The 21,837-nt window shown below is 54.4% G+C and carries 22 protein-coding genes, 2 pseudogenes and 1 other annotated feature; of the genes and pseudogenes, 19 read left to right on the top strand and 5 right to left on the bottom strand.

The annotated features are described in order from the left end of the window. The first annotated feature begins 31 nt into the window (after nt 1-31). The 6 genes from ACUTQW_RS03675 (at nt 32) to ACUTQW_RS03700 (ending at nt 7,684) form a co-directional block, all read left to right on the top strand. A complete protein-coding gene (locus ACUTQW_RS03675) occupies nt 32-697 on the top strand; it encodes a transglycosylase SLT domain-containing protein (protein WP_004943568.1) in 666 nt (221 codons plus the stop codon). Nucleotides 698-1,006: 309 nt separating this feature from the next. Further along, entirely contained in the window at nt 1,007-1,726 is a 720-nt protein-coding gene (locus tag ACUTQW_RS03680; RefSeq protein WP_006324895.1) for a gluconate 2-dehydrogenase subunit 3 family protein, read from the top strand. 2 nt (nt 1,727-1,728) lie between these two features. Beyond that, nucleotides 1,729-3,510 carry a GMC family oxidoreductase gene (locus ACUTQW_RS03685; RefSeq protein WP_004943573.1) on the top strand — a complete coding sequence of 594 codons (1,782 nt, stop codon included), beginning with the start codon at nt 1,729-1,731 and terminating at the stop codon, nt 3,508-3,510. A 12-nt stretch (nt 3,511-3,522) separates the two neighbouring features. Continuing rightward, on the top strand, nt 3,523-4,860 hold the full coding sequence (locus ACUTQW_RS03690) for a c-type cytochrome (protein ID WP_006324896.1): 1,338 nt from the start codon (nt 3,523-3,525) through the stop codon (nt 4,858-4,860). A 255-nt stretch (nt 4,861-5,115) separates the two neighbouring features. Beyond that, entirely contained in the window at nt 5,116-6,399 is a 1,284-nt protein-coding gene (locus ACUTQW_RS03695) for a hypothetical protein (RefSeq protein ID WP_006324897.1), read from the top strand. Nucleotides 6,400-6,550: 151 nt separating this feature from the next. Next, a complete protein-coding gene (locus tag ACUTQW_RS03700; protein WP_006324898.1) occupies nt 6,551-7,684 on the top strand; it encodes an ABC transporter substrate-binding protein in 1,134 nt (377 codons plus the stop codon). A 38-nt stretch (nt 7,685-7,722) separates the two neighbouring features. Here the strand turns inward: ACUTQW_RS03700 and ACUTQW_RS03705 are convergent, their stop codons facing one another. From ACUTQW_RS03705 to ACUTQW_RS03720, 4 genes and pseudogenes are all read right to left on the bottom strand, one after another. Next, the gene (locus ACUTQW_RS03705) at nt 7,723-8,409 is read right to left on the bottom strand and encodes a MarC family NAAT transporter (protein ID WP_004943583.1); all 687 of its coding nucleotides are present in this window, start codon (nt 8,407-8,409) and stop codon (nt 7,723-7,725) included. Between the two features lie 136 nt (nt 8,410-8,545). Further along, nucleotides 8,546-8,770 carry a hypothetical protein gene (locus tag ACUTQW_RS03710; RefSeq protein WP_020438906.1) on the bottom strand — a complete coding sequence of 75 codons (225 nt, stop codon included), beginning with the start codon at nt 8,768-8,770 and terminating at the stop codon, nt 8,546-8,548. Nucleotides 8,771-9,055: 285 nt separating this feature from the next. Beyond that, a pseudogene (locus ACUTQW_RS03715) lies at nt 9,056-9,226 on the bottom strand (integrase core domain-containing protein); the annotation flags it as partial. Then, nucleotides 9,227-9,343: pseudogene (locus ACUTQW_RS03720) on the bottom strand (transposase); the annotation flags it as partial. A 220-nt stretch (nt 9,344-9,563) separates the two neighbouring features. Between ACUTQW_RS03720 and ACUTQW_RS03725 the strand changes: the two are divergent. The 9 genes from ACUTQW_RS03725 (at nt 9,564) to ihfA (ending at nt 18,125) form a co-directional block, all read left to right on the top strand. Beyond that, nucleotides 9,564-10,523 carry a hypothetical protein gene (locus ACUTQW_RS03725; protein WP_006324902.1) on the top strand — a complete coding sequence of 320 codons (960 nt, stop codon included), beginning with the start codon at nt 9,564-9,566 and terminating at the stop codon, nt 10,521-10,523. Between the two features lie 297 nt (nt 10,524-10,820). Beyond that, nucleotides 10,821-12,749 (top strand): threonine--tRNA ligase, encoded by a 1,929-nt coding sequence (gene thrS, locus ACUTQW_RS03730; protein WP_006324903.1) that lies wholly within the window; start codon nt 10,821-10,823, stop codon nt 12,747-12,749. A gap of 3 nt (nt 12,750-12,752) precedes the next feature. Continuing rightward, nucleotides 12,753-13,304, top strand: a complete 552-nt coding sequence (gene infC / locus ACUTQW_RS03735) for a translation initiation factor IF-3 (RefSeq protein ID WP_013812633.1) — start codon at nt 12,753-12,755, stop codon at nt 13,302-13,304. A gap of 98 nt (nt 13,305-13,402) precedes the next feature. Further along, nucleotides 13,403-13,600, top strand: coding sequence for a 50S ribosomal protein L35 (gene rpmI / locus ACUTQW_RS03740; RefSeq protein ID WP_004943591.1), 198 nt, complete (start codon nt 13,403-13,405; stop codon nt 13,598-13,600). A gap of 43 nt (nt 13,601-13,643) precedes the next feature. Then, the gene (gene rplT / locus ACUTQW_RS03745) at nt 13,644-14,000 is read left to right on the top strand and encodes a 50S ribosomal protein L20 (protein ID WP_004943595.1); all 357 of its coding nucleotides are present in this window, start codon (nt 13,644-13,646) and stop codon (nt 13,998-14,000) included. Nucleotides 14,001-14,113: 113 nt separating this feature from the next. Further along, nucleotides 14,114-14,236 (top strand) — a sequence feature (Phe leader region). Continuing rightward, nucleotides 14,118-14,162, top strand: a complete 45-nt coding sequence (pheM, locus tag ACUTQW_RS03750) for a pheST operon leader peptide PheM (RefSeq protein ID WP_120978403.1) — start codon at nt 14,118-14,120, stop codon at nt 14,160-14,162. (Overlaps the previous feature by 45 nt.) Nucleotides 14,237-14,438: 202 nt before the next feature. Beyond that, nucleotides 14,439-15,422, top strand: a complete 984-nt coding sequence (gene pheS, locus ACUTQW_RS03755; RefSeq protein ID WP_004943598.1) for a phenylalanine--tRNA ligase subunit alpha — start codon at nt 14,439-14,441, stop codon at nt 15,420-15,422. Between the two features lie 14 nt (nt 15,423-15,436). Beyond that, nucleotides 15,437-17,824: a phenylalanine--tRNA ligase subunit beta gene (pheT, locus tag ACUTQW_RS03760; protein WP_020438909.1), complete on the top strand. Its 2,388-nt coding sequence runs from the start codon at nt 15,437-15,439 to the stop codon at nt 17,822-17,824. Nucleotides 17,825-17,828: 4 nt separating this feature from the next. Further along, a complete protein-coding gene (gene ihfA / locus ACUTQW_RS03765) occupies nt 17,829-18,125 on the top strand; it encodes an integration host factor subunit alpha (protein ID WP_004943604.1) in 297 nt (98 codons plus the stop codon). 213 nt (nt 18,126-18,338) lie between these two features. Here the strand turns inward: ihfA and ACUTQW_RS03770 are convergent, their stop codons facing one another. Further along, nucleotides 18,339-18,467 (bottom strand): hypothetical protein, encoded by a 129-nt coding sequence (locus tag ACUTQW_RS03770; protein ID WP_013812635.1) that lies wholly within the window; start codon nt 18,465-18,467, stop codon nt 18,339-18,341. A 233-nt stretch (nt 18,468-18,700) separates the two neighbouring features. On the opposite strand from ACUTQW_RS03770, the gene ACUTQW_RS03775 reads away from it, so the two are divergent. The 4 genes from ACUTQW_RS03775 (at nt 18,701) to btuD (ending at nt 21,728) form a co-directional block, all read left to right on the top strand. Continuing rightward, a complete protein-coding gene (locus tag ACUTQW_RS03775) occupies nt 18,701-19,177 on the top strand; it encodes a DUF2502 domain-containing protein (protein ID WP_235196162.1) in 477 nt (158 codons plus the stop codon). Nucleotides 19,178-19,352: 175 nt separating this feature from the next. Next, nucleotides 19,353-20,360 carry a vitamin B12 ABC transporter permease BtuC gene (gene btuC, locus ACUTQW_RS03780; RefSeq protein WP_004943610.1) on the top strand — a complete coding sequence of 336 codons (1,008 nt, stop codon included), beginning with the start codon at nt 19,353-19,355 and terminating at the stop codon, nt 20,358-20,360. A gap of 41 nt (nt 20,361-20,401) precedes the next feature. After that, on the top strand, nt 20,402-20,953 hold the full coding sequence (locus tag ACUTQW_RS03785; RefSeq protein WP_006324908.1) for a glutathione peroxidase: 552 nt from the start codon (nt 20,402-20,404) through the stop codon (nt 20,951-20,953). Nucleotides 20,954-20,972: 19 nt separating this feature from the next. Then, complete coding sequence (btuD, locus tag ACUTQW_RS03790) at nt 20,973-21,728, top strand: vitamin B12 ABC transporter ATP-binding protein BtuD (protein WP_004943615.1); 756 nt, start codon at nt 20,973-20,975, stop codon at nt 21,726-21,728. The last annotated feature ends 109 nt before the right edge of the window (nt 21,729-21,837 follow it).

A 21,837-nucleotide genomic window follows, 5' to 3' on the forward strand; every position in this document is an offset into this window, starting at 1 on the left:
ACGCAACCCATTGAAAGGAGTGAGGGATTCTGTGAAAACAAAAATCGGTTGCCTGACGGCAATCTTGCTTTTGTCGGGGTGCGCCAAAGACCCGCAAACGACAAGTACTATTTCGGGCAGTGGCACATCGCGCGGCGGTTGGTTAAAGACCCCCCCGCAGGCTCCGGTTAACCGTACAGGGACGCCGATAGCCTATAACGATTACATTCGTCAGGCCGCCAGCAGTTATGGCGTTGACGAAACGCTGATTAAAGCGATCATTCAGGTGGAGTCCGGGTTTAACCCGAACGTGGTCAGCACCTCGAACGCCGTGGGATTAATGCAGCTGAAACCGTCAACCGCCGGGCGTGACGCCTATCGTTTGAAAGGCAGAAGCGGGCAGCCCAGCTCGCGTGAGTTGAAGGATCCGGCGGTTAATATTGATCTGGGAACGGCCTATATCAATATTCTTCAAAGCCAGCAGCTAGCCGGGATCAACAACCCACAGACCTTGCGTTATGCCACCATCGTTTCTTATGTCAATGGGGCCGGCGCCATGTTGCGCACGTTCTCATCGGACAAGCGCGTGGCGGTAAACCGCATTAATCAGATGAGCCCGGATGAGTTTTACCAGCACATCCAGAAAAAGCACCCGGCCCCGCAAGCGCCGCGCTATTTATGGAAGGTCACGACGGCCTATCAGGCCATGTCGCAGTAAGCTTTATTTCTCACTAAAACCGGTCGCTCGCAGCGGCCGGTTTTTCTTTATCGACGCGGCAACATCGCGACGTATCTCTCATTTTTCGTTATTTCCCATCCTGTTACCTCAAAAACCGCACAAATAGTTAATTTTACATTCACGGTCATTTCTTTACGTTCATTCAATAAGTTACCGGTAACATTTTGGCTTGAGTTCACAAAGTAACCTTCAAAAAATAGACAAATACGTAACAAATTATTTTTAAATCCCGCAATGTTCACAAGGTTGAGGTTAAATAGTTGTGATTATCTTTGGATGGAATGTGACATGTCGGACGATAAAACTAACAACTCACGGCGCGATTTCCTGCTGAAATCGATGACTTTAATTCCCGCAGCGGTGATTGGCGGCAGTGGCGTCAGCGCCCTGACGGCACCCATGCCTGCTGTCGCGGCTACAGACACCCCAACGGACTACCAGCCCACGTTTTTCACCCCGGAAGAATGGGCATTTATCAAGGCCGCTGCGGCGCGCCTGATCCCGGCTGACGATCGCGGCCCTGGTGCCCTGGAAGCCGGCGTGCCGGAGTTTATCGATCGCCAGATGAATACCCCGTATGCCACAGGTTCAATCTGGTACATGCAAGGGCCATTCAACCCGGATGTGCCGAAAGAGATGGGTTACCAGCTACCGCTGGTGCCGAAGCAGATTTATAACCTGGGCATCAGTGACGCCGATGCCTACTGCAAGAAAACCGCCGGCAAGCCCTTTGCCGAGCTGGACGCTGCACAGCAGGATGCGCTGCTGCAGAAGTTTGAATCAGGTGAGGCGGAATTCTCGCAGTTACCGGCCAAACTGTTCTTTTCCTACCTGCTGCAAAACACCCGCGAAGGTTTCTTCAGCGATCCCATCCATGGCGGCAACAAAGACATGGTTGGCTGGAAGCTGATTAATTTTCCGGGCGCGCGCGCCGACTTTATGGACTGGGTTGAGCGAGGGGAACGTTATCCCTTCCCACCGGTATCAATTCGTGGGGAGAGGGGGTAACCATGGCAACGGTAATGAAAAAAGTGGACGCGGTGATCGTCGGCTTCGGCTGGGTCGGCGCGATTATGGCCAAAGAACTGACCGAGGCGGGTCTGAACGTGGTGGCGCTGGAGCGCGGCCCGATGCGCGATACCTATCCGGACGGCTCCTACCCGCAGGTGATTGACGAGCTGACCTATAATATCCGTCGAAAATTGTTCCAGGACCTGTCGAAAAGCACCGTGACCATTCGGCATAACACCAGCCAAACCGCAGTGCCTTATCGCCAACTGGCGGCCTTCCTGCCGGGCACCGGCGTAGGTGGCGCGGGCCTGCACTGGTCCGGCGTGCATTTTCGCGTTGACCCGATCGAGTTGCGCATGCGCAGCCACTACGAAGAGCGCTACGGCAAGAGTTTTATCCCGAAAGACATGACCATTCAGGACTTCGGCGTGACTTACGACGAGCTGGAGCCGTTCTTCGATAAAGCCGAAAAAGTGTTTGGCACTTCCGGCACCGCCTGGACCATCAAGGGCCAGAAAGTGGCGCAGAAGGGCGGCAACCGCTTTGCGGCCGATCGCTCCAGCGATTTCCCGTTGCCGGCCCAGAAGAATACCTTCTCCGCCCAACTGTTCGAGAAGGCGGCGCTGGAGGTGGGTTATCATCCGTATAATCTGCCTTCCGCCAACACGTCGGACTCCTATACCAACCCCTACGGCGCGCAGATGGGGCCGTGCAACTTCTGCGGTTTCTGCAGTGGTTACGCCTGCTACATGTATTCCAAGGCATCGCCGAACGTCAATATTTTGCCGGCGTTGCGCATGGAGAAGCGCTTTGAGCTGCGTACCAACGCCAACGTGCTGAAAGTGAACCTGAGCGCCGACAAATCCCGCGCCACCGGCGTGAATTACGTCGATGCGCAGGGCCGCGAAATCGAACAGCCGGCGGAGCTGGTGATCCTGGGCGCCTTCCAGTTCCACAACGTGCACCTGATGCTGCTGTCCGGCATCGGCAAGCCTTACGATCCGGTGACCGGCGAGGGCGTGGTCGGGCGTAATTTCGCCTACCAGAACATGACCACCATTAAAGCGTTTTTCGACAAGGACGTGTTCACCAACCCGTTCATCGGTGCCGGCGGCAACGGCGTCGGGGTGGACGATTTCAACGCCGATAACTTCGACCATGCCAAAGAAGGCTTCGTCGGCGGTTCGCCATTCTGGGTCAACCAGGCGGGCACCAAGCCGATTTCCGGTTTGCCGACGCCTCCGGGCACCCCTGCCTGGGGCAGCAAGTGGAAAGCGGCAGTGGCGGATGCCTACACCCATCACGTGTCGATGGACGCCCACGGTGCGCATCAGTCGTACCGCAGCAACTATCTGGACCTGGATCCCACCTACAAGAACGTGTTTGGTCAGCCGCTGCTGCGCATGACGTTCGACTGGCAGGAAAACGACGTCAAGATGGCGCAATTCATGTACGACAAAATGGCGCCGATCGCCAAAGCGATGAACCCGAAATTGATCGCCGGCAGCCCGAAAAACGCCAACAGCCATTTTGACACCACCAGTTACCAGACCACGCACATGAACGGCGGCGCGGTAATGGGCGAAGATCCGAAGACCAGCGCGGTAAACCGCTATCTGCAAAGCTGGGACGTGCACAACGTGTTTTCCATCGGCGCGTCGGCCTTCCCGCAAGGGCTGGGTTACAACCCGACCGGCACTGTGGCCGCGTTGGCTTACTGGTCTGCCCGCGCGATTCGCGAGCAGTATCTGAAAAACCCAGGCCCTCTGGTGCAGGCATAAGGACGGCGACCGATGAAAGCATTTGTTCCCGCACTGGTTCTCAGTGCACTGAGTTTTTCCGTTTGGGCGCAGGACGCCACGGTCAGCAGCGAGTTGATCAAACGCGGCGAGTACCTGGCGCGCGCCGGTGACTGCGTGGCCTGCCACACCAACGGTAAAAGCGGTAAAGAGTTTGCCGGTGGTTTGGCGATGGAAACGCCGATCGGCACTATTTACTCCACCAATATCTCGCCGGATAAAAAGACCGGTATCGGTGATTACAGCTTTGAAGACTTCGATAACGCGGTGCGCAAGGGCGTAGCCAAAAACGGCAGCACCCTGTACCCGGCGATGCCTTATCCGTCGTTCGCGCTGGTGAAAGAGGACGACATGCGCGCCATGTACGCCTATTTCATGCACGGCGTGCAGCCGGTGGAGCAGGCTAATAAGGATTCCGATATCCCCTGGCCGCTGTCAATGCGCTGGCCGTTGAGTATTTGGCGTGGCATGTTTGCGCCGACGCCGGCGGATTTTGTCGCTGACGCCAAAGCCGATCCGGTGGTCGAACGCGGTCGTTATCTGGTGGAAGGGTTGGGGCACTGCGGCGCCTGCCACACGCCGCGCAGTATCACCATGCAGGAAAAATCGCTGAGCAATAACGACGGCGACAACTACCTGTCCGGCAGCAACGCGCCGATCGACGGTTGGGTAGCCTCCAGTCTGCGCGGAGACACTAAGGACGGATTGGGGACCTGGAGCGAAGCCGAACTGACCGAGTTCCTGAAAACCGGTCGCAACGACAAATCCATCGTGTTCGGCGGCATGAGCGACGTGGTTGAACACAGCCTGCAGTATCTCAGCGATGAAGACCTGACGGCGATCTCACGCTACCTGAAAACGCTGCCGCCGAAAGATGGCAAGCAGCAGGCGGCTCCGGTCGAGGATAGCGTTGCCAAGGATCTGTGGCGCGGTAACGACAGCAAGCCAGGTGCGGCGTTGTACGTCGATAACTGCGCGGCCTGTCACCGTACCGACGGCGTGGGTTACAAACGTGCCTTCCCGGCACTGAAGGGCAACCCGGTGGTGCAAACCGACGATGCGACCTCGCTGATCCACATCGTGCTGACCGGCAATACCACGCCGGCGGTGAAAGGGGCGGTGTCCAACCTCACCATGCCGCCGTTCGGCTGGCGCCTGAACGACCAGCAGGTGGCGGATGTGGTCAACTTTATCCGTTCCAGTTGGGGCAACAGCGCCAAGCCAATCGATGCCTCGGACGTGGCCGACGTGCGTAAAGACCGCACGATGATCCGCAATGAGAAGGAGATGGGTAGCGCCGAAGTGCCGGATCATCCGGACGCCAACAAGTAAACCGCCAGGGGCCTCCAGAGGCCCCTGTTTTTTGCCTCTAGCCATCTATTCCCGCACTGAAAATCGTTCATGAAGCGCGCAGTTAGCCGCCAAGAGATAGACCCGAGCAGCGTTTTTAATTATCCTTTGCCATCCTTTTATCAAGCACAAGAATGAAATACTGCATTAATCCCTTGATTAATGTTAAAAAATTCGCGGAGAAGGATATCCCATTGAGCGCAATCGTTGTCGCTGAAGAGTAAGGTGAGCTTTCCTATGAGTACGATTTCTCCCGATTCAGGTACGCAGGCCGCTACCCAAGCGGCCAAATGGAACAAAACCGATACGGTGTGGATGTTTGGTCTCTATGCCACCGCTGTCGGCGCAGGCACGCTGTTCCTGCCGATCAATGCCGGTTTGAACGGCCCTCTGGTGCTGTTGTTGATGGCACTGTTTGCTTTTCCTCTGACCTATTTACCGCATCGCGCACTGAGCCGCTTTGTGCTTTCCGGTTCCAGCCGCGACGGCAATATCCATGATGTGGTGGTCGAACACTTTGGCGTGCTGGCGGGTAAAATCATCATGGTGTTGTACCTGATGGCGTTTTTCCCGATCGTGCTGGTATACAGCATTTCGATTACCAACGCCCTGGACAGCTTCCTGATCCATCAGTTTCACCTGACGCCGCTGCCGCGTATCTGGTTGAGCCTGGCGGTGGTGGTGGTGTTGAATCTGGTGCTGCTGCGCGGTAAAGACGCTATTGTCGCGGCGATGGGCATGCTGGTGTTCCCGTTACTGGTGTTCCTGATGGGGATTTCGCTGTACCTGGTGCCGACTTGGCAGACGGCGAACTTCGTCAGCGGCCTGGCCAATACCCAGTTCAGCAGCCCGGATTTGTGGCATTCGTTGTGGCTGGCGGTGCCGGTGATGGTGTTTTCCTTCAGCCATGCGCCGATTATTTCGTCCTTCGCCTCGACCCAGAAAAGCCTGTATGGCGACAAGGCCGAACGCCGCTGCGCACGCATTATGCGTTACAGTTACGTGCTGATTTGCGTCACCGTGCTGTTCTTTGTCTTTAGCTGCGTGTTAAGCCTGTCGCATGCGGACATGCAGCAGGCGAAAGATCAGAACATCACCGTGTTGACCACGCTGGCGAACAAATTCTCCAACCCGTTGATTGCCTATCTTGGCCCGGTGATGGCGATACTGGCGATGTCCAAGTCCTACCTCGGCACTTCGCTTGGCGTTACCGAAGGGGCGACCAGCCTGATTGACGGTTTGACGCGAGCGGTCGGTAAGCCGTTAAGTTCGCGCATCACGCATCGCCTCTCCGCCGTGCTGCTGTTCCTGCTCACCTGGGCGGCCACGGTCTGGAATCCTAGCGCGTTGCATATTATCGAAACCATCAGCGGCCCGTTGATTGCGGTAATCCTGTTTATTTTGCCGATGTACGCGGTGCGTGCGGTGCCCGCGATGCACCGCTACCGTGCGCCGAGCAACGTCTTCGTGCTGGTGATGGGCCTGATTGCGCTTTCTGCGCTGATTTACGGCCTGGTTTAACCTCTGTGGCGCGCCGAAACCGGCGCGCCACGCTTCCTTCTGATTCACATCCATTTTCAATTAAATCGTCATCTGCTTAGCGTTGTCTTTGATAATAGAAGCCATTCTCATTATTATTTACCGAGAATTTTTCTACGCTAAGGAGCTTTACGTGCATCGTCGAATCACCCTGCTGGCATTGGCCTGCGCCTGCGTTTTATCTACTCAGGCGATGGCGACCACCTATCCGTTGACCCTGACCGACACTTCCGGCGCAAGCGTGACGATTAAACAAGAGCCGAAACGCGTTGTGGTGCAGGACGGACGCGATATTTTGACGCTGGCTTTGCTTGATCGCGCCGATCCCTTCACCCGGCTGGTGGCGTGGAACAACCTGCTGAAGAAAAGCGACGGTGAAACCTGGAAAATCCTCGAGAGCAAATGGCCTGAGGCGAAGAACATTATCGATATGGGCTTCAGCGACAAGGGCGAGATTAATCTGGAAAGCGTGATAGCGAAACACCCCGATCTGATGGTGGCGCAGTTGCGTTCCAAACCCTCGTTGAGCCAGACCGGCGTACTGGACAAGCTGAAAGCGTTGAACATTCCGGTGCTGTTTATCGACACCATGCTGAAGCCGGTGGAAAACACCCCGAAAAGTATCCAACTGTTGGGGGAGACACTGAACCGCGAGAGCGAAGCGAAGCAATACACCGATTTCTACCAGCAGCATTATCAGAGCATCCTCGATAAAACCAAAGCGGTGGAGCCAAAGCCGCTGGTATTTATCGAAGCGAAAGCCGGTTTGAACGGGCTGGAGTCTTGCTGCTTCACCCATTCGCACGTCGGCTGGGGTGGGATGGTCGAAGCCGTGGGCGCCCGCAACCTGGGTTCCGAACTGCTGCCCGGCGCCACCGGCGACGTCTCGCTTGAAAAAGTGATCAGCATGAAGCCGGATGCCTATATCGTTTCCGGCTCCCAGTGGGCCAGCAAAACCAATGCCGCGGTGCCCTTTGGCTATGGCGTTACCCAGCAGCAGGTTGACGAGGCTTTCAACCGCATGAAACAGCGTCCGGGTTTCGCCCAACTCTCGGCGGTGAAAGAGGGCCGTTTCTACGGCATTTACCACAACTTCTATAATCACCCGTACAACATCGTTGGGTTGGAGTATCTGGCGAAGTTTATCTACCCGAATCAGTTCACAGAGTTGGATCCGGCGAAAACCTACAGCGAGATCCTCAGCCGCTTTACCGAAGTGCCGGAAGGAAAGGGGATTCTGGGTGCTCAGGCACCGGTAGGGAAGTAAATATAGCGGGCGCGTTTCACCGATTCGCGCCCGTTTTATCAGGCCGCAGGCGTATAGGTGGAGATAATCTCCAGCACGCCGTTGATAATGAACTGCACGCCCATACACACCAACAGGAACCCCATCAGACGCGAGATCGCCTCGATCCCGCTCTTGCCCACCAGACGCATAATGGCACCGGAGCTTCTCAGGCAACCCCAGAGTATTACCGCCACCGACAGGAAAATCGCTACCGGCGCCACCAACAGCACCCAGTGCTCGAATCCCAGCGTGTTAGCTTTAATGCTCGACGCCGAACTGATGATCATGGCGATGGTGCCGGGGCCGGCGGTGCTTGGCATCGCCAGTGGCACGAAGGCGATGTTGACCGAGGTCTTCTTGCGCAACTCGTTTGACTTGGTTTCCACCTCCGGCGCATCTTCTGCACTTTGCTGCGGAAAAAGCATGCGAAAACCGATAAACGCCACAATCAGCCCGCCGGCGATGCGCAGGCCGGGAATGGAGATGCCGAAGGTGTTCATGACCAACTGACCGGCGTAGAACGCTACCGTCATGATGAGGAACACGTAGACCGACGCCATCAGCGACTGCTGATTGCGCTCTTCACGTGTCATATTGCCCGACAGGCCGAGCAACAACGCCACGGTGGTAAGCGGGTTGGCAAGCGGCAGTAGCAGCACCAGACCCAATCCGATGGCCTGGAATAACTGCATGATACTCGACATAAAGCAGACCTCTGTTTTCAGTTAACGCCGTAATACGGCGCAAAATAGTAGAGTAGCCTGCCGGGAGATCGCCAGCAATGGCGAAAGGGGGAGAACATTTGAAAATTCACAATGTTGACACGGAATTGATACCCGATCAGCCCTGCGTATTGGGTGGCGTCAATTCGGGCGCAGGGTCTGCAGAAGTGTCATCGTCGTCGTTCACGCAGTCATTGGCAATGTCCGGGGTATCTTCGCATTCCATCGGCGGTTCGTTGACCGCAATGGCTCGTGGGTGGCGATCGGTGCCGAGGTGAAGCAGAGTGAAACTCGCCACCAGCACCACGCAGACGCCGACGAGTAACTTAAATAACCGGTTCATGATGCGGGGGAATGTCTCAATTCAGCCGTTAGTGGCAACAGGATAGCGGTAGCGGACAAGGTTCGCCACAGCTGATTTGTGCAATGTTATTACTTGCTCATTGCGGATGAAATTTCCTGCAGGGAACGCAGCCACCTCAAGAGGGCATGTCTTGATGCTTATCAAAATCTGCTCTTTCCGACAACGTAGAAATGCAATCATCAATGCCTCGTTATTCCCCTAGTGGCACCCTGGCTAACCAATGCAGAACCTAGGGCTGCCTTTGTAAGCCTATCCGTTTTAGTTTCACACACTTTTTGAGATTTCCGGTTTTTCAGCCATCAGCCGGTATTCTTCCGGTGTCAGGCTATTCAGGGATTCATGAGGCCGCCCGCTGTTGTATTCAGCCAGCCAGCGCGCCGTGATCTCCTGTGCTTCATTCAGCGTTCTGAACAGGTAAAAATCCAGTATTCCTGTCCAAAATCTGACTTTAGAGATAGCGGCCTCACGGCAAACCTCTTTGACCGTACGCCCGGCTTCGACAGACTTTAGAACGGCGATGATCTGGTGTTGTGTGAATCGGGCTTTACGCATGGCGTTCTCCTCAGGGGATATAATCCGTATGTCGGAAGATCGCTAAAAATGAATGGTTCGGTTAAGCGGGACACTTATACCTTGTTTACTCCTCTATTGCACAACAGGAATGAAGAGATCGTATGGGCTACAAGTGAGAAATTGAGTCGTTGGAGATTATATCAGTCCACCTGTGTTCATATTTATATCAATATTTACCAGTAAGTTAAAAGGAGTGAAAATGATGATGAGGATTTTATTTATTTTGTGTCTAGGCCTCGCTACAGGTTCTGCGTCGGCTGCTGGACCGAATGTGAATATAAAGTATTATGGTTATGATTGGCTCGACTTTTATGAAAATGCTTCCCCCTCTTATAATGCAACCGCAGCCTTAAATGCGATTTCTGACGTTGGGTTCAGTACGACAAACCTTAATGTCGTGCATTCCATTAAAAGTTTGAGTTTGCCGATTTGTGCCCAAGGGCAATGTGTGCTGAATGTGCAAGCTGGATCCGGCTCCGTTGCAGGTTCGCCGTTCGTGGACATTTGTCCAGGAGCAACAAATGACAGTAGCTGTCAGGCTGTAGGTTCATGGGCCAATATTTGGCGTATTGTGCAGGAAATCAGTAAGGCTACATATCGTCCAGGCGCTATTTATTTTATTGATGAGCCGTTCGATGTTCCCGCTTTGCAAACTGGCGATAAATATGTTCCATATCAATATTCCAGTTATCTATGTACTCTCCGACAGGCCATGAAAAATTACGGGTTAACTGTCCCTGTTTATACTGTTTTGAGTTACAGACACACCCATATACCAGAATATGTCAATGAAATACAAAAGGGTGCACCGACAACTGCCTGCCCTGGAGATGTGAATAGTAAGCCTGACTGGATAGGGGTCGATAATTACAATTGGTCCGTATCTGACATGTGGGAAACCTACAACCGTCTGGCACCGACCAATAATAGTCAAAAATGGGTTTTGGTTCCGCCATCTAGTGCGTCCCTTGGCCTGAATGACGAACAGCTTCATACGCAAATTCAATTGTATTGGGATTTTATTAACCAATATCCCAAAGCGCCGGTGGTTTACATCATGAACTGGCGGTTTGACAGAAGTGTTACGGAAAATCGCGATGTGTATAAGACATCAACTGCGCTGTTATCTTTTATGGCGAACACTATTCTCGCCAATTAGGAATAAATAGCGAACGTCTTGTCCTCGCCGTCAACCGGCGAGGATAGGTTTTTTCCGTACTGGTGGCGGGCAATCCTGTTTGACAAACTCTCCGGTAGATGGCGCGCTAATCATAGTGTTACACTGCCCGTTCCGTTATGGCGTCGCACCATGGCACACCGTAAATTGTGTGCTTATGAGGGTACATATTTGGCAGAGTGAAGCTGAATAGCGTTCATAACAACATGTAGTTAAACGATATTGTATTTCTTCATGTGATCTGTCGTGTGGGTCACCACTGTAGATAAGGAATCATTAATGCCTGTTATTACTCTTCCTGACGGAAGTCAGCGTCATTTCGACCGCGCCGTTTCCCCCCTGGATGTTGCCCTTGATATCGGCCCTGGTTTGGCCAAAGCCTGTATTGCCGGCCGTGTAAACGGTGAACTGGTGGATGCCGGCGATCTGATCGAATCCGATGCGCAACTGGCGATTATCACCATCAAGGACGCCGAAGGCCTGGAAATCATGCGCCACTCCTGCGCGCACCTGTTGGGCCATGCTATCAAGCAGCTGTGGCCGGACACCAAAATGGCCATCGGCCCGGTGATCGACAACGGTTTCTACTATGACGTTGATATTGACCGCACCCTGACGCAGGAAGACCTGGATCTGCTGGAAAAGCGGATGCATGAGTTGGCCGATAAAGATTATGACGTCATCAAGAAAAAGGTCAGCTGGCAAGAAGCCCGCGACACCTTTGCCGCGCGTGGTGAAAACTACAAAGTGGCGATTCTGGATGAGAACATCAGCCATGACGACCGTCCTGGCCTGTATCACCATGAAGAATATGTCGACATGTGCCGCGGTCCGCACGTGCCGAACATGCGTTTCTGCCATCACTTCAAACTGCAGAAAACCTCGGGCGCCTACTGGCGTGGCGACAGCAAGAACAAAATGCTGCAGCGTATCTACGGTACTGCCTGGGCAGACAAGAAACAGCTGAATGCCTACCTGCAGCGTCTGGAAGAAGCCGCCAAGCGTGACCACCGCAAGATCGGCAAGCAACTCGACCTGTATCATATGCAGGAAGAAGCGCCGGGTATGGTGTTCTGGCACAACGACGGCTGGACGATTTTCCGCGAGCTGGAAGCCTTTGTGCGCATGAAGCTCAAAGAGTACCAGTATCAGGAAGTGAAAGGGCCATTTATGATGGACCGTGTGCTGTGGGAAAAAACCGGCCACTGGGAAAACTATAAAGACGCCATGTTCACGACCTCGTCGGAAAACCGCGAGTACTGCATCAAGCCGATGAACTGCCCGGGACACGTGCAGATCTTCAACCAGGGCCTGAAGTCTTACCGTGATTTGCCGCTGCGCATGGGCGAGTTCGGCAGTTGCCACCGCAACGAGCCTTCGGGTTCTCTGCATGGCCTGATGCGCGTGCGTGGTTTCACTCAGGATGACGCCCATATCTTCTGTACGGAAGAGCAGGTGCGTGCCGAAGTGAACGAATGCATCAGAATGGTCTATGATGTTTACGGCACCTTTGGCTTCGAAAAGATCGCAGTTAAACTCTCCACCCGCCCTGAGAAGCGCATCGGCACTGACGATATGTGGACTCGTGCGGAAGAGGATCTGGCAGCGGCGCTGACCGAAAACGGGATTCCGTTTGAATATCAGCCGGGTGAGGGCGCCTTCTACGGACCAAAAATTGAATTTACTCTGCATGATTGTTTGGATCGTGCATGGCAATGTGGTACCGTGCAGCTCGATTTCTTCTTACCGGGCCGTTTAGGCGCGTCGTATGTTGGCGAAAACAACGATCGCGTGGTACCGGTAATGATTCACCGTGCTATTTTGGGCTCCATGGAGCGTTTCATCGGTATCCTTACCGAAGAGTACGCAGGGTTTTACCCGACCTGGATTGCTCCGGTGCAGGTGGTGGTGATGAATATCACCGATAGCCAGTCTGATTATGTCCAGCAATTGACCAAAAAACTGCAAGAGGCAGGGATTCGTGTTAAAGCGGACTTGAGAAATGAGAAGATTGGCTTTAAAATTCGCGAACATACTTTACGTCGGGTTCCTTACATGTTGGTGTGCGGTGATAAAGAGGTCGAATCAGGCAAAGTTGCCGTTCGTACCCGCCGTGGCAAAGACCTGGGAAGCCTCGACGTAAACGAAGTCGTAGACAAGCTGCTGAAAGAGATTCGCAGCCGTAGTCTTCATCAACTGGAGGAATAAAGTATTAAAGGCGGAAAACGAGTTCAACCGGCGCGTCCTAATCGCATTAACAGAGAAATTCGCGCGCAAGAAGTTCGCCTAACCGGCGTCGATGGCGAGCAGATTGGTATTGTCAGTCTGAATGAAGCTCTTGAAAAAGCTGAGGAAGCGGGCGTTGATTTAGTAGAAATCAGCCCAAATGCCGAACCGCCAGTTTGCCGAATCATGGATTACGGCAAATTCCTCTACGAGAAGAGCAAGTCGACCAAAGAACAGAAGAAGAAGCAAAAAGTCATTCAGGTCAAGGAAATCAAATTCCGTCCTGGTACCGATGATGGCGACTATCAGGTCAAACTACGCAACCTGATTCGCTTTCTGGAAGATGGCGATAAAGCCAAAATCACCCTGCGTTTCCGCGGACGTGAGATGGCGCACCAACAGATCGGTATGGAAGTGCTTAATCGCGTCCGTAAAGACCTGTGTGAAGATTCTGATTTGGCCATTGTCGAATCCTTCCCTACGAGGATCGAAGGCCGTCAGATGATCATGGTGCTCGCACCGAAAAAGAGACAGTAAAGGCTTCCAAGTAATCGAACCCGCGCAGCGCTTGCGTTGTGTGGGTTTTATTCGCCTTACTGATCGTTGTTTAACAATGCGAAGTGGATTTAATTAAAATGCCAAAGATTAAAACTGTACGTGGTGCAGCCAAACGCTTCAAAAAAACCGGCAGCGGTGGTTTTAAGCGCAAGCATGCTAACCTGCGTCATATTCTGACCAAAAAAGCAACCAAGCGTAAACGTCACCTGCGTCCGAAAGGCATGGTGTCTAAAAACGATATGGTCCTGGTTGTTGCGTGCCTTCCGTACGCATAAGCCATTTTTTTTGAATCCAGAATAAGACTTTAGGAGAGAGCATATGGCTCGCGTAAAACGTGGTGTAATTGCACGCGCACGTCACAAGAAAATTTTAAAACAAGCGAAAGGTTACTACGGTGCCCGTTCGCGCGTTTATCGTGTTGCCTTCCAGGCAGTAATCAAAGCAGGCCAGTATGCTTACCGTGACCGTCGTCAACGTAAGCGTCAGTTCCGTCAGCTGTGGATTGCACGTATCAACGCAGCAGCTCGTGTGAACGGCCTGTCTTACAGCAAATTCATTAACGGCCTGAAAAAAGCCTCTATTGAAATTGACCGTAAGATCCTGGCTGACATCGCAGTCTTCGACAAAGTGGCCTTCGGCGCACTGGTTGAGAAAGCGAAAGCAGCACTGGCGTAAGTCAGTAAAAGAGGGAGCTTGCTCCCTCTTTTATCTTTGTTTTTCAGTACGAATATTGACTTTTATTGACCGCCGCTATATCACTGGTGGGCAATCAATCGACAAGGTTAAGCAATCATGCACGTTGTTATTTTTCGTTTCTTTTTTTACTTTAGCGCCTGATCTCAGGAGGCTTTGCGCGTAAGAAAAGAAACGAAAAGTAGCGCCTAAGCCTCCCCTGTGGAGGCTTTTTTGTTTTTGGCCATACCCTTTGCCTTTCAAACTACAGCGGCGTTGGCCGCGTGTGTTCACCCCGGTCACTTAGTTATCTAAGCTCCCGGGGATTCACCCACTTGCCGCCTGGCTGTAGCTTGAAATTCTGTGGGTATGAGTCAGGCCAGATAACATAAATTATCAGTCATTACTTAGGGCCATACCGGCCAGAGGAAGAGGAAAGCAATGCCACATCTCGCAGAGCTGGTTGCCAATGCTAAAGCAGCCGTAGAAGATGCCCAGGATGTTGCCGCGTTGGATTTGGTACGCGTCGAATATTTAGGCAAGAAAGGCCATTTTACCTTGCAGATGCAATCGCTGCGTGACGTGCCGGCGGAAGAACGCCCGGCGGCCGGGGCGGTGATCAACCAGGCAAAACAGGCGGTGCAGGATGCGCTGAACGCGCGTAAAAACACGCTGGAATCCGCTGCGCTGAACGAGCGTCTGGCTGCAGAGACTATTGACGTTTCCCTGCCAGGCCGTCGTATGGAAAACGGCGGGCTGCATCCAGTGACCCGCACCATCGATCGTATCGAAGCCTTCTTTGGCGAACTGGGCTTTTCAGTCGAGACCGGGCCGGAAATTGAAGACGATTATCATAACTTCGACGCGCTGAACATTCCAGGGCACCACCCGGCGCGCGCCGATCACGACACCTTCTGGTTCGATGCCACGCGCCTGCTGCGCACTCAGACTTCCGGCGTGCAGATCCGTACCATGAAGAACCAGCAGCCGCCAATTCGCATTATTGCGCCGGGTCGTGTTTACCGTAACGATTACGACCAAACGCACACCCCGATGTTCCATCAGATGGAAGGCCTGATTGTCGACAAAGACATCAGCTTCACCAACCTGAAGGGCACGCTGCATGATTTCCTGAATAACTTCTTTGAAGAGGATTTGCAGGTTCGTTTCCGTCCGTCGTACTTCCCGTTTACCGAACCGTCCGCTGAAGTGGACGTCATGGGCAAAAACGGCAAGTGGCTGGAAGTTCTGGGCTGCGGCATGGTGCATCCGAACGTTCTGCGCAACGTGGGCATCGACCCGGAAATCTATTCCGGTTTTGCTTTCGGCATGGGCATGGAGCGTCTGACGATGTTGCGTTATGGCGTCACCGACCTGCGCGCGTTCTTCGAAAACGATCTGCGTTTCCTCAAACAGTTTAAGTAAGGCGGGAATATCACATGAAATTCAGTGAACTCTGGTTGCGCGAGTGGGTAAACCCGGCCATCAGCAGCGAAGCATTATCCGATCAAATCACCATGGCCGGCCTGGAAGTGGACGGCGTGGAGCCGGTAGCCGGCGTCTTCAACGGCGTGGTGGTCGGCCACGTGGTTGAATGTGGTCAGCATCCCAATGCGGACAAACTGCGGGTGACCAAGGTTAACGTGGGCGGCGACCGCCTGTTGGATATCGTCTGCGGCGCGCCGAACTGCCGGACTGGCCTGAAGGTGGCCGTTGCCACCGTGGGCGCAGTGCTGCCGGGCGATTTCAAAATCAAAGCCGCCAAATTACGCGGCGAGCCTTCTGAAGGCATGCTCTGCTCGTTCTCCGAATTGGGCATTTCCGACGATCACGACGGTATTATCGAACTGCCGGAAGATGCGCCGATTGGCACCGACATCCGCGAATACCTGAAGCTGAACGACAACACGATCGAAATCAGCGTGACGCCTAACCGCGCCGACTGTCTGGGTATCATCGGCGTAGCGCGTGATGTTGGCGTGCTGAATCAGGTGGCACTCACCGAACCGGACATGAGCCCGGTTGCCGCCACGATCAATGATACGTTGCCGATCCGCGTTGACGCACCGCAGGCGTGCCCGCGTTACCTCGGTCGCGTAGTCAAAGGCATCAACGTCAAGGCCGCCAGCCCGTTGTGGATGCGTGAGAAACTGCGTCGTTGCGGTATCCGCTCCATTGACGCGGTGGTTGACGTTACCAACTACGTGCTGCTGGAACTGGGGCAGCCAATGCACGCCTTCGACCTGAGCCGCATTGAAGGCGGTATCGTGGTGCGTATGGCCGAAGAAGGGGAAACCCTGACGCTGCTGGACGGCAGCGAAGCCAAACTGAATGCAGACACCCTGGTGATTGCCGATCACCAAAAAGCGCTGGCGATGGGCGGCATCTTTGGTGGCGAACATTCAGGGGTGAATGACGAGACCCAGGACGTGCTGTTGGAGTGCGCCTTCTTTAGCCCGCTGTCGATTACCGGCCGCGCGCGTCGTCAGGGCCTGCACACCGACGCTTCACATCGTTATGAGCGTGGCGTTGACCCTGCGCTGCAGTACAAGGCGATGGAGCGCGCTACCCGCCTGCTGGTCGATATCTGCGGCGGCCAGGCAGGCCCGGTTATTGATGTTACCACCGAAAGCGAACTGCCGAAGCGCGCCACTATTACGTTGCGCCGTGAAAAACTGGATCGTTTGATTGGTCATGTGGTACCAAGCGAGCAGGTGAGCGATATTTTGCGTCGTCTGGGTTGTCAGGTGACAGAGCAGGGCGATAACTGGCTGGCGGTGGCGCCGAGCTGGCGTTTCGATATGGAAATCGAAGAAGACCTGGTTGAAGAAGTCGCGCGCGTTTATGGCTACAACAATATTCCTGACGTGCCGGTCCGTGCCGATCTGGTCATGACCAAGCACCGCGAAGCCGATCTGACGCTGAAACGCGTGAAAACTCTGCTGGTCGATCACGGTTTCCAGGAAGCGATCACCTACAGCTTCGTTGATCCTAAAGTGCAGGCCTTGCTGCACCCGGGCGAAGAGGCGTTGATCCTGCCAAGCCCAATCTCGGTAGAGATGTCGGCTATGCGTCTGTCATTGTGGACCGGCCTGCTGTCTGCGGTGGTGTATAACCAGAATCGCCAGCAAAGCCGCCTGCGCCTGTTTGAAAGCGGGTTGCGCTTTGTACCTGATACTGCGGCAAATCTGGGCATCCGTCAGGATGTCATGCTGGCAGGGGTGATTGCGGGCCATACGCATGAAGAACACTGGGATCTGGCGCGTAAGCCGGTCGACTTCTATGATTTAAAAGGCGATCTGGAGTCGGTACTCGAGCTGACCGGTAAATTATCCGAAATTCAGTTCAAAGCCGAGGCCAATCCGGCATTGCATCCTGGGCAAAGCGCGGCGATTTATTTACAGGGCGAACGCGTAGGTTTCATCGGTGTGGTTCATCCGGAACTTGAACGTAAACTGGATCTTAACGGTCGTACAGTGGTGTTCGAACTGGAGTGGAACAAGGTCGCAAGCCGCGCCGTGCCTCAGGCGCGGGAGATTTCTCGCTTCCCGGCAAACCGTCGCGATATCGCCGTTGTGGTGGCTGAAAATGTCGCCGCAGAAGATATTTTGGCAGAGTGTAAGAAAGTTGGCGCAAATCAGGTAGTTGGCGTAAACTTGTTTGATGTGTACCGTGGCAAGGGCGTAGCGGAGGGTGATAAGAGCCTGGCTATCAGTCTGGTATTGCAGGATACCGCTCGTACACTGGAAGAAGAGGAGATAGCCGCTACCGTTGCAAGATGCGTAGAGGCTCTAAAACAGCGATTCCAAGCATCCTTGAGGGATTGAACCTATGGCGCTTACTAAAGCTGAAATGTCAGAACACCTGTTTGAAAAGCTTGGGCTTAGCAAACGGGATGCCAAAGACCTGGTAGAACTGTTTTTCGAAGAGGTGCGTCGTGCTCTCGAGAACGGTGAGCAGGTTAAACTGTCAGGTTTTGGCAATTTTGATTTGCGTGACAAGAACCAACGTCCTGGGCGTAACCCGAAGACCGGCGAGGACATTCCGATTACGGCGCGCCGCGTGGTCACTTTCCGTCCGGGACAAAAGCTGAAAAGTCGGGTAGAGAACGCCAGCCCGAAAGAGTAAGTCGCATGAAACCAAAAAGGCCGCTTTGCGGCCTTTTTCTTTTTCCGAGTTAAATTAGGTTTATTCTTAATTTATGCCGCCACGAGATTTTTCAGGTGGTGATATTAATCCCTCTCGTTCAAGCTAAAATAATATTCTCGTTGCGGATTATTCTTATGGCTATTTGGTATTAATTGTTTTTTTGAATAAAAAAGGGGCCGAGGCCCCTGACGGTTAATAATGATTATAGTAGTGACCCGGCCCGCCGCCACGGTGCCCGCCGCCGTGCGGGCCGAAGCAGCAGGCGCTGAGCGCTGAAGCCAGTACGGCAACGGTCAATAGCATTCCAATGCGCTTAATCATAATAATGTCTCTCCGGTGGTTGTTGGCTTAATTATAAATAGCCTGGTGGCGATACGTACGTCAGTTATTCGTTAAAGGTTGTCAGCAATTATATTAATTAAGCGGCAGGGCCGGAGTGTATGGATTTCGTAAGGGAGATGAAAACGATCTGAAAAATAGGCATTGGTGAGATAGGCGCTAAATAAATGCGCTGATATAACCACTCAAGCGAGAAAATAAAGTGAGAACATAAAATGAAAAAGTTCCTGTTGCTGGTTTGTTTACCCTTGCTGCTGCCGGTGGCTGCGCAGGCGGATGTCTCTATTGATATCAACGTGCCGGGCGTTTCGGTACATCTGGGCGATCAGGACCGTCGGGGCTATTATTGGGATGGTTACGACTGGCGCCCGCCGCAGTGGTGGCATGCTCATCAGGGCCGCGGTATGGGCGAGCGGAATAACCATGGCATGTACTGGGATGGAGGCCGCTGGCAACCGAAGCCACCGCCTGGCTATGAGCACCGCGGCCCGGATCGCGACGGCAATCCGTTCCGTGGCGAACGCGATAATCATGATAACGGCAACCGTCATGACAATGGCGGCCGTGACAATGGGCGCGGTAACGATCAGGGCCGCAGTAACGATCAAGGCCGTGGCAATGATAATGGCCGCGGTAACGGTCACGGCAATGGCGAACCTTATCCGCCGAACGGCAACGGCCAGCGCCCTTAATTAATTTTACGGCGGCTGCCTTTGCCATCACCTGCGGGTGACGGGCATGCGCAGCCGCCGTTTTCCTGCCATTGTGCTTAGGCAATGCTTCCCCTTCTGGCGCTAACCCCCTAATATTTGACTCAGACGTCAATTATTCGGCCGTAAATACGGCCTGCAGGGAATCGCCGCGCCAATGCTGACCAGCCAAACCTTTTCTTTATTGCTCCAAAACCAACGCACTCGCGACAAGCGCCATCTGTGGTTGTTGATGCTGGGCGTTGCGGTGGCTTTTGTTTTCAGCCTCAGTGCCGGCGACATTTGGCTCTGGCCCTCACAGTGGCTGAGCGAGCCTGCGCAGCTGTTCGTCTGGCAGTTGCGGCTGCCGCGCGCGCTGGCGGTGATGCTGGTAGGCGCCAGCCTGGCGGTGGCTGGGGCGGTTATGCAGGCGTTGTTCGAAAACCCCTTGGCCGAGCCGGGCCTGTTGGGCGTCGCGAACGGCGCCGGCGTGGCGCTGGTGCTGACGGTGTTGCTGGGCAACGGTTTGCTGCCGGTGGCGCTGATGAGCCTGAGCGCCATCGTCGGCGCGTTAATCATGACTTTTCTGCTGCTCAGTTTTGCCCGCCGCCGGCGGTTAACCAATGCGCGCTTGCTGTTGGTGGGGGTTGCGCTGGGCATCGTTTGCAGCGCGGTGATGACCTGGGCGGTGTACTTCAGTTCCAGCCTGGATCTGCGCCAACTGATGTATTGGATGATGGGTGGGTTTGGCGGTGTTGACTGGCGGCAAAAGTGGTTGGTGCTGGCCCTGTTGCCGGTGCTGCTTTGGTTGTGTTGCCAAGGCAAGGCGCTGAACTTTATGGCCCTGGGGGAGATTCAGGCGCGTCAACTCGGGCTCTCCTTGCATCTGTGGCGCAACCTGCTGGTGTTGGCGATTGGCTGGCTGGTGGGCGTCAGTGTGGCGCTGGCCGGGGTGATTGGTTTTGTCGGGCTGGTGATCCCGCATATGCTGCGCCTCAGCGGTCTGACCAACCAGCGTTACCTGCTGCCCGGATGCGCGCTGGCCGGTGGCGGCGTGTTGCTGGCGGCTGATGTGGTGGCGCGCATCACCCTGTTGTCGGCAGAATTGCCCATTGGGGTGGTGACGGCCACCCTCGGAGCACCGCTATTTATCTGGTTACTGACCCGGGTAAAAAGCGTAAGGTAGTTTCTTCTGTTCACCTGCAAACAAAACAAGAGGATAAAGCTATGTCTCAACCTATCTATGACATTCCGGTAAACACTATCGAAAATCAATCCACCACCCTGGGCGAATATGAAGGCAAAGCGCTGTTGGTGGTTAACGTGGCGTCTGAATGTGGCTTGACCAAGCAATATGAAGGGCTGGAAGCGTTATACGAAACCTATCGCGCACAGGGGTTTGAGGTGCTGGGCTTCCCGTCCAATGAGTTCCTGGGGCAAGAACCCGGCAGCAATGAAGAGATCCTGGCGTTTTGCCGCGGGACCTTCGGCGTACAGTTCCCGATGTTCGCCAAAATTGAAGTGAACAGCGACGACCGCCATCCGTTGTATCAGGCGCTGATTGCCGCAAAACCGCAGGCGGTCGCGCCAGAGGGCAGCGAGTTTCTGGCGCGTATGAGCAGCAAAGGCCGCGCACCGAAGCAAACCGGCGATATCCTGTGGAACTTTGAAAAGTTCCTGATTGGGCGCGATGGCCAAGTGATCGAGCGTTTCTCGCCGGACACGACGCCGGAAGATCCGGCGCTGGTTGCCGCTGTCAAACAGGCGTTGGCCGGATAACAAGGAGCGGTAATCCATCATGCTGCAGCTCAGTCAGGTTGGGGTAGAAGGGCGTTTGGCCCCGTTTTCAGCGCAGGTTGATGCTGGGTTGCAGTATCACCTCATCGGCCCGAACGGCGCCGGTAAAAGCACGCTGCTGGCTCGGCTGGCGGGCATGCTGCCCGGTTCAGGGGAACTCTTGCTGGCGGGCCAACCGCTGGCTGGCTATCAGGGAAGTGAACTGGCGCTGCGCCGTGCTTACTTAAGCCAGCAGCAGCCGCCTGTCGCGTTGATGCCCGTGTTCCAATACCTGGCGTTACACCAACCGGCGGGCGCCGCTGACGCTGCGGTGGAGAGCACCATCCTCTATCTTTGCCAACGTTTAAAGCTGATGGATAAGTTGCCACGCATGCTGACTCAGCTTTCCGGCGGTGAATGGCAACGGGTGCGGCTGGCAGCGGTGTTGCTTCAGGTGTGGCCGACGGTTAACCCCTACAGCCAACTGCTGCTGCTGGACGAACCGACCAATAGTCTGGACGTGGCGCAGAAGGTGGCACTGGATCGCCTGCTGCGCGAGTTTTGCCAGAGCGGTCGCAGTGCTTTGGTTTGCGCGCACGATCTCAACCATACTTTGCAGCAGGCCGATCGGGTTTGGCTGTTGCACGCCGGCCGGCTGGTCGCGCAGGGCGTTACGCGAGAAGTGATGGAGCCGGTAGTGCTTTCACAGATTTATGATGTGGATTTTCATCTGCAGGCGGTCGGCGATCAGCGCTGGATCATGACCAAGACGGCGTAGCGAGAAAACCTGCTTAAACGTAAATTAAACGGACCCGATATAAATAGGCGGCTAACCTTAGGCCGTTATTTCTTTTTCTCTTTTAAATTAACTCTCCCGCCTTGAAAGC

The sequence above is a fragment of the Serratia sp. TSA_7 genome (assembly GCF_052692135.1).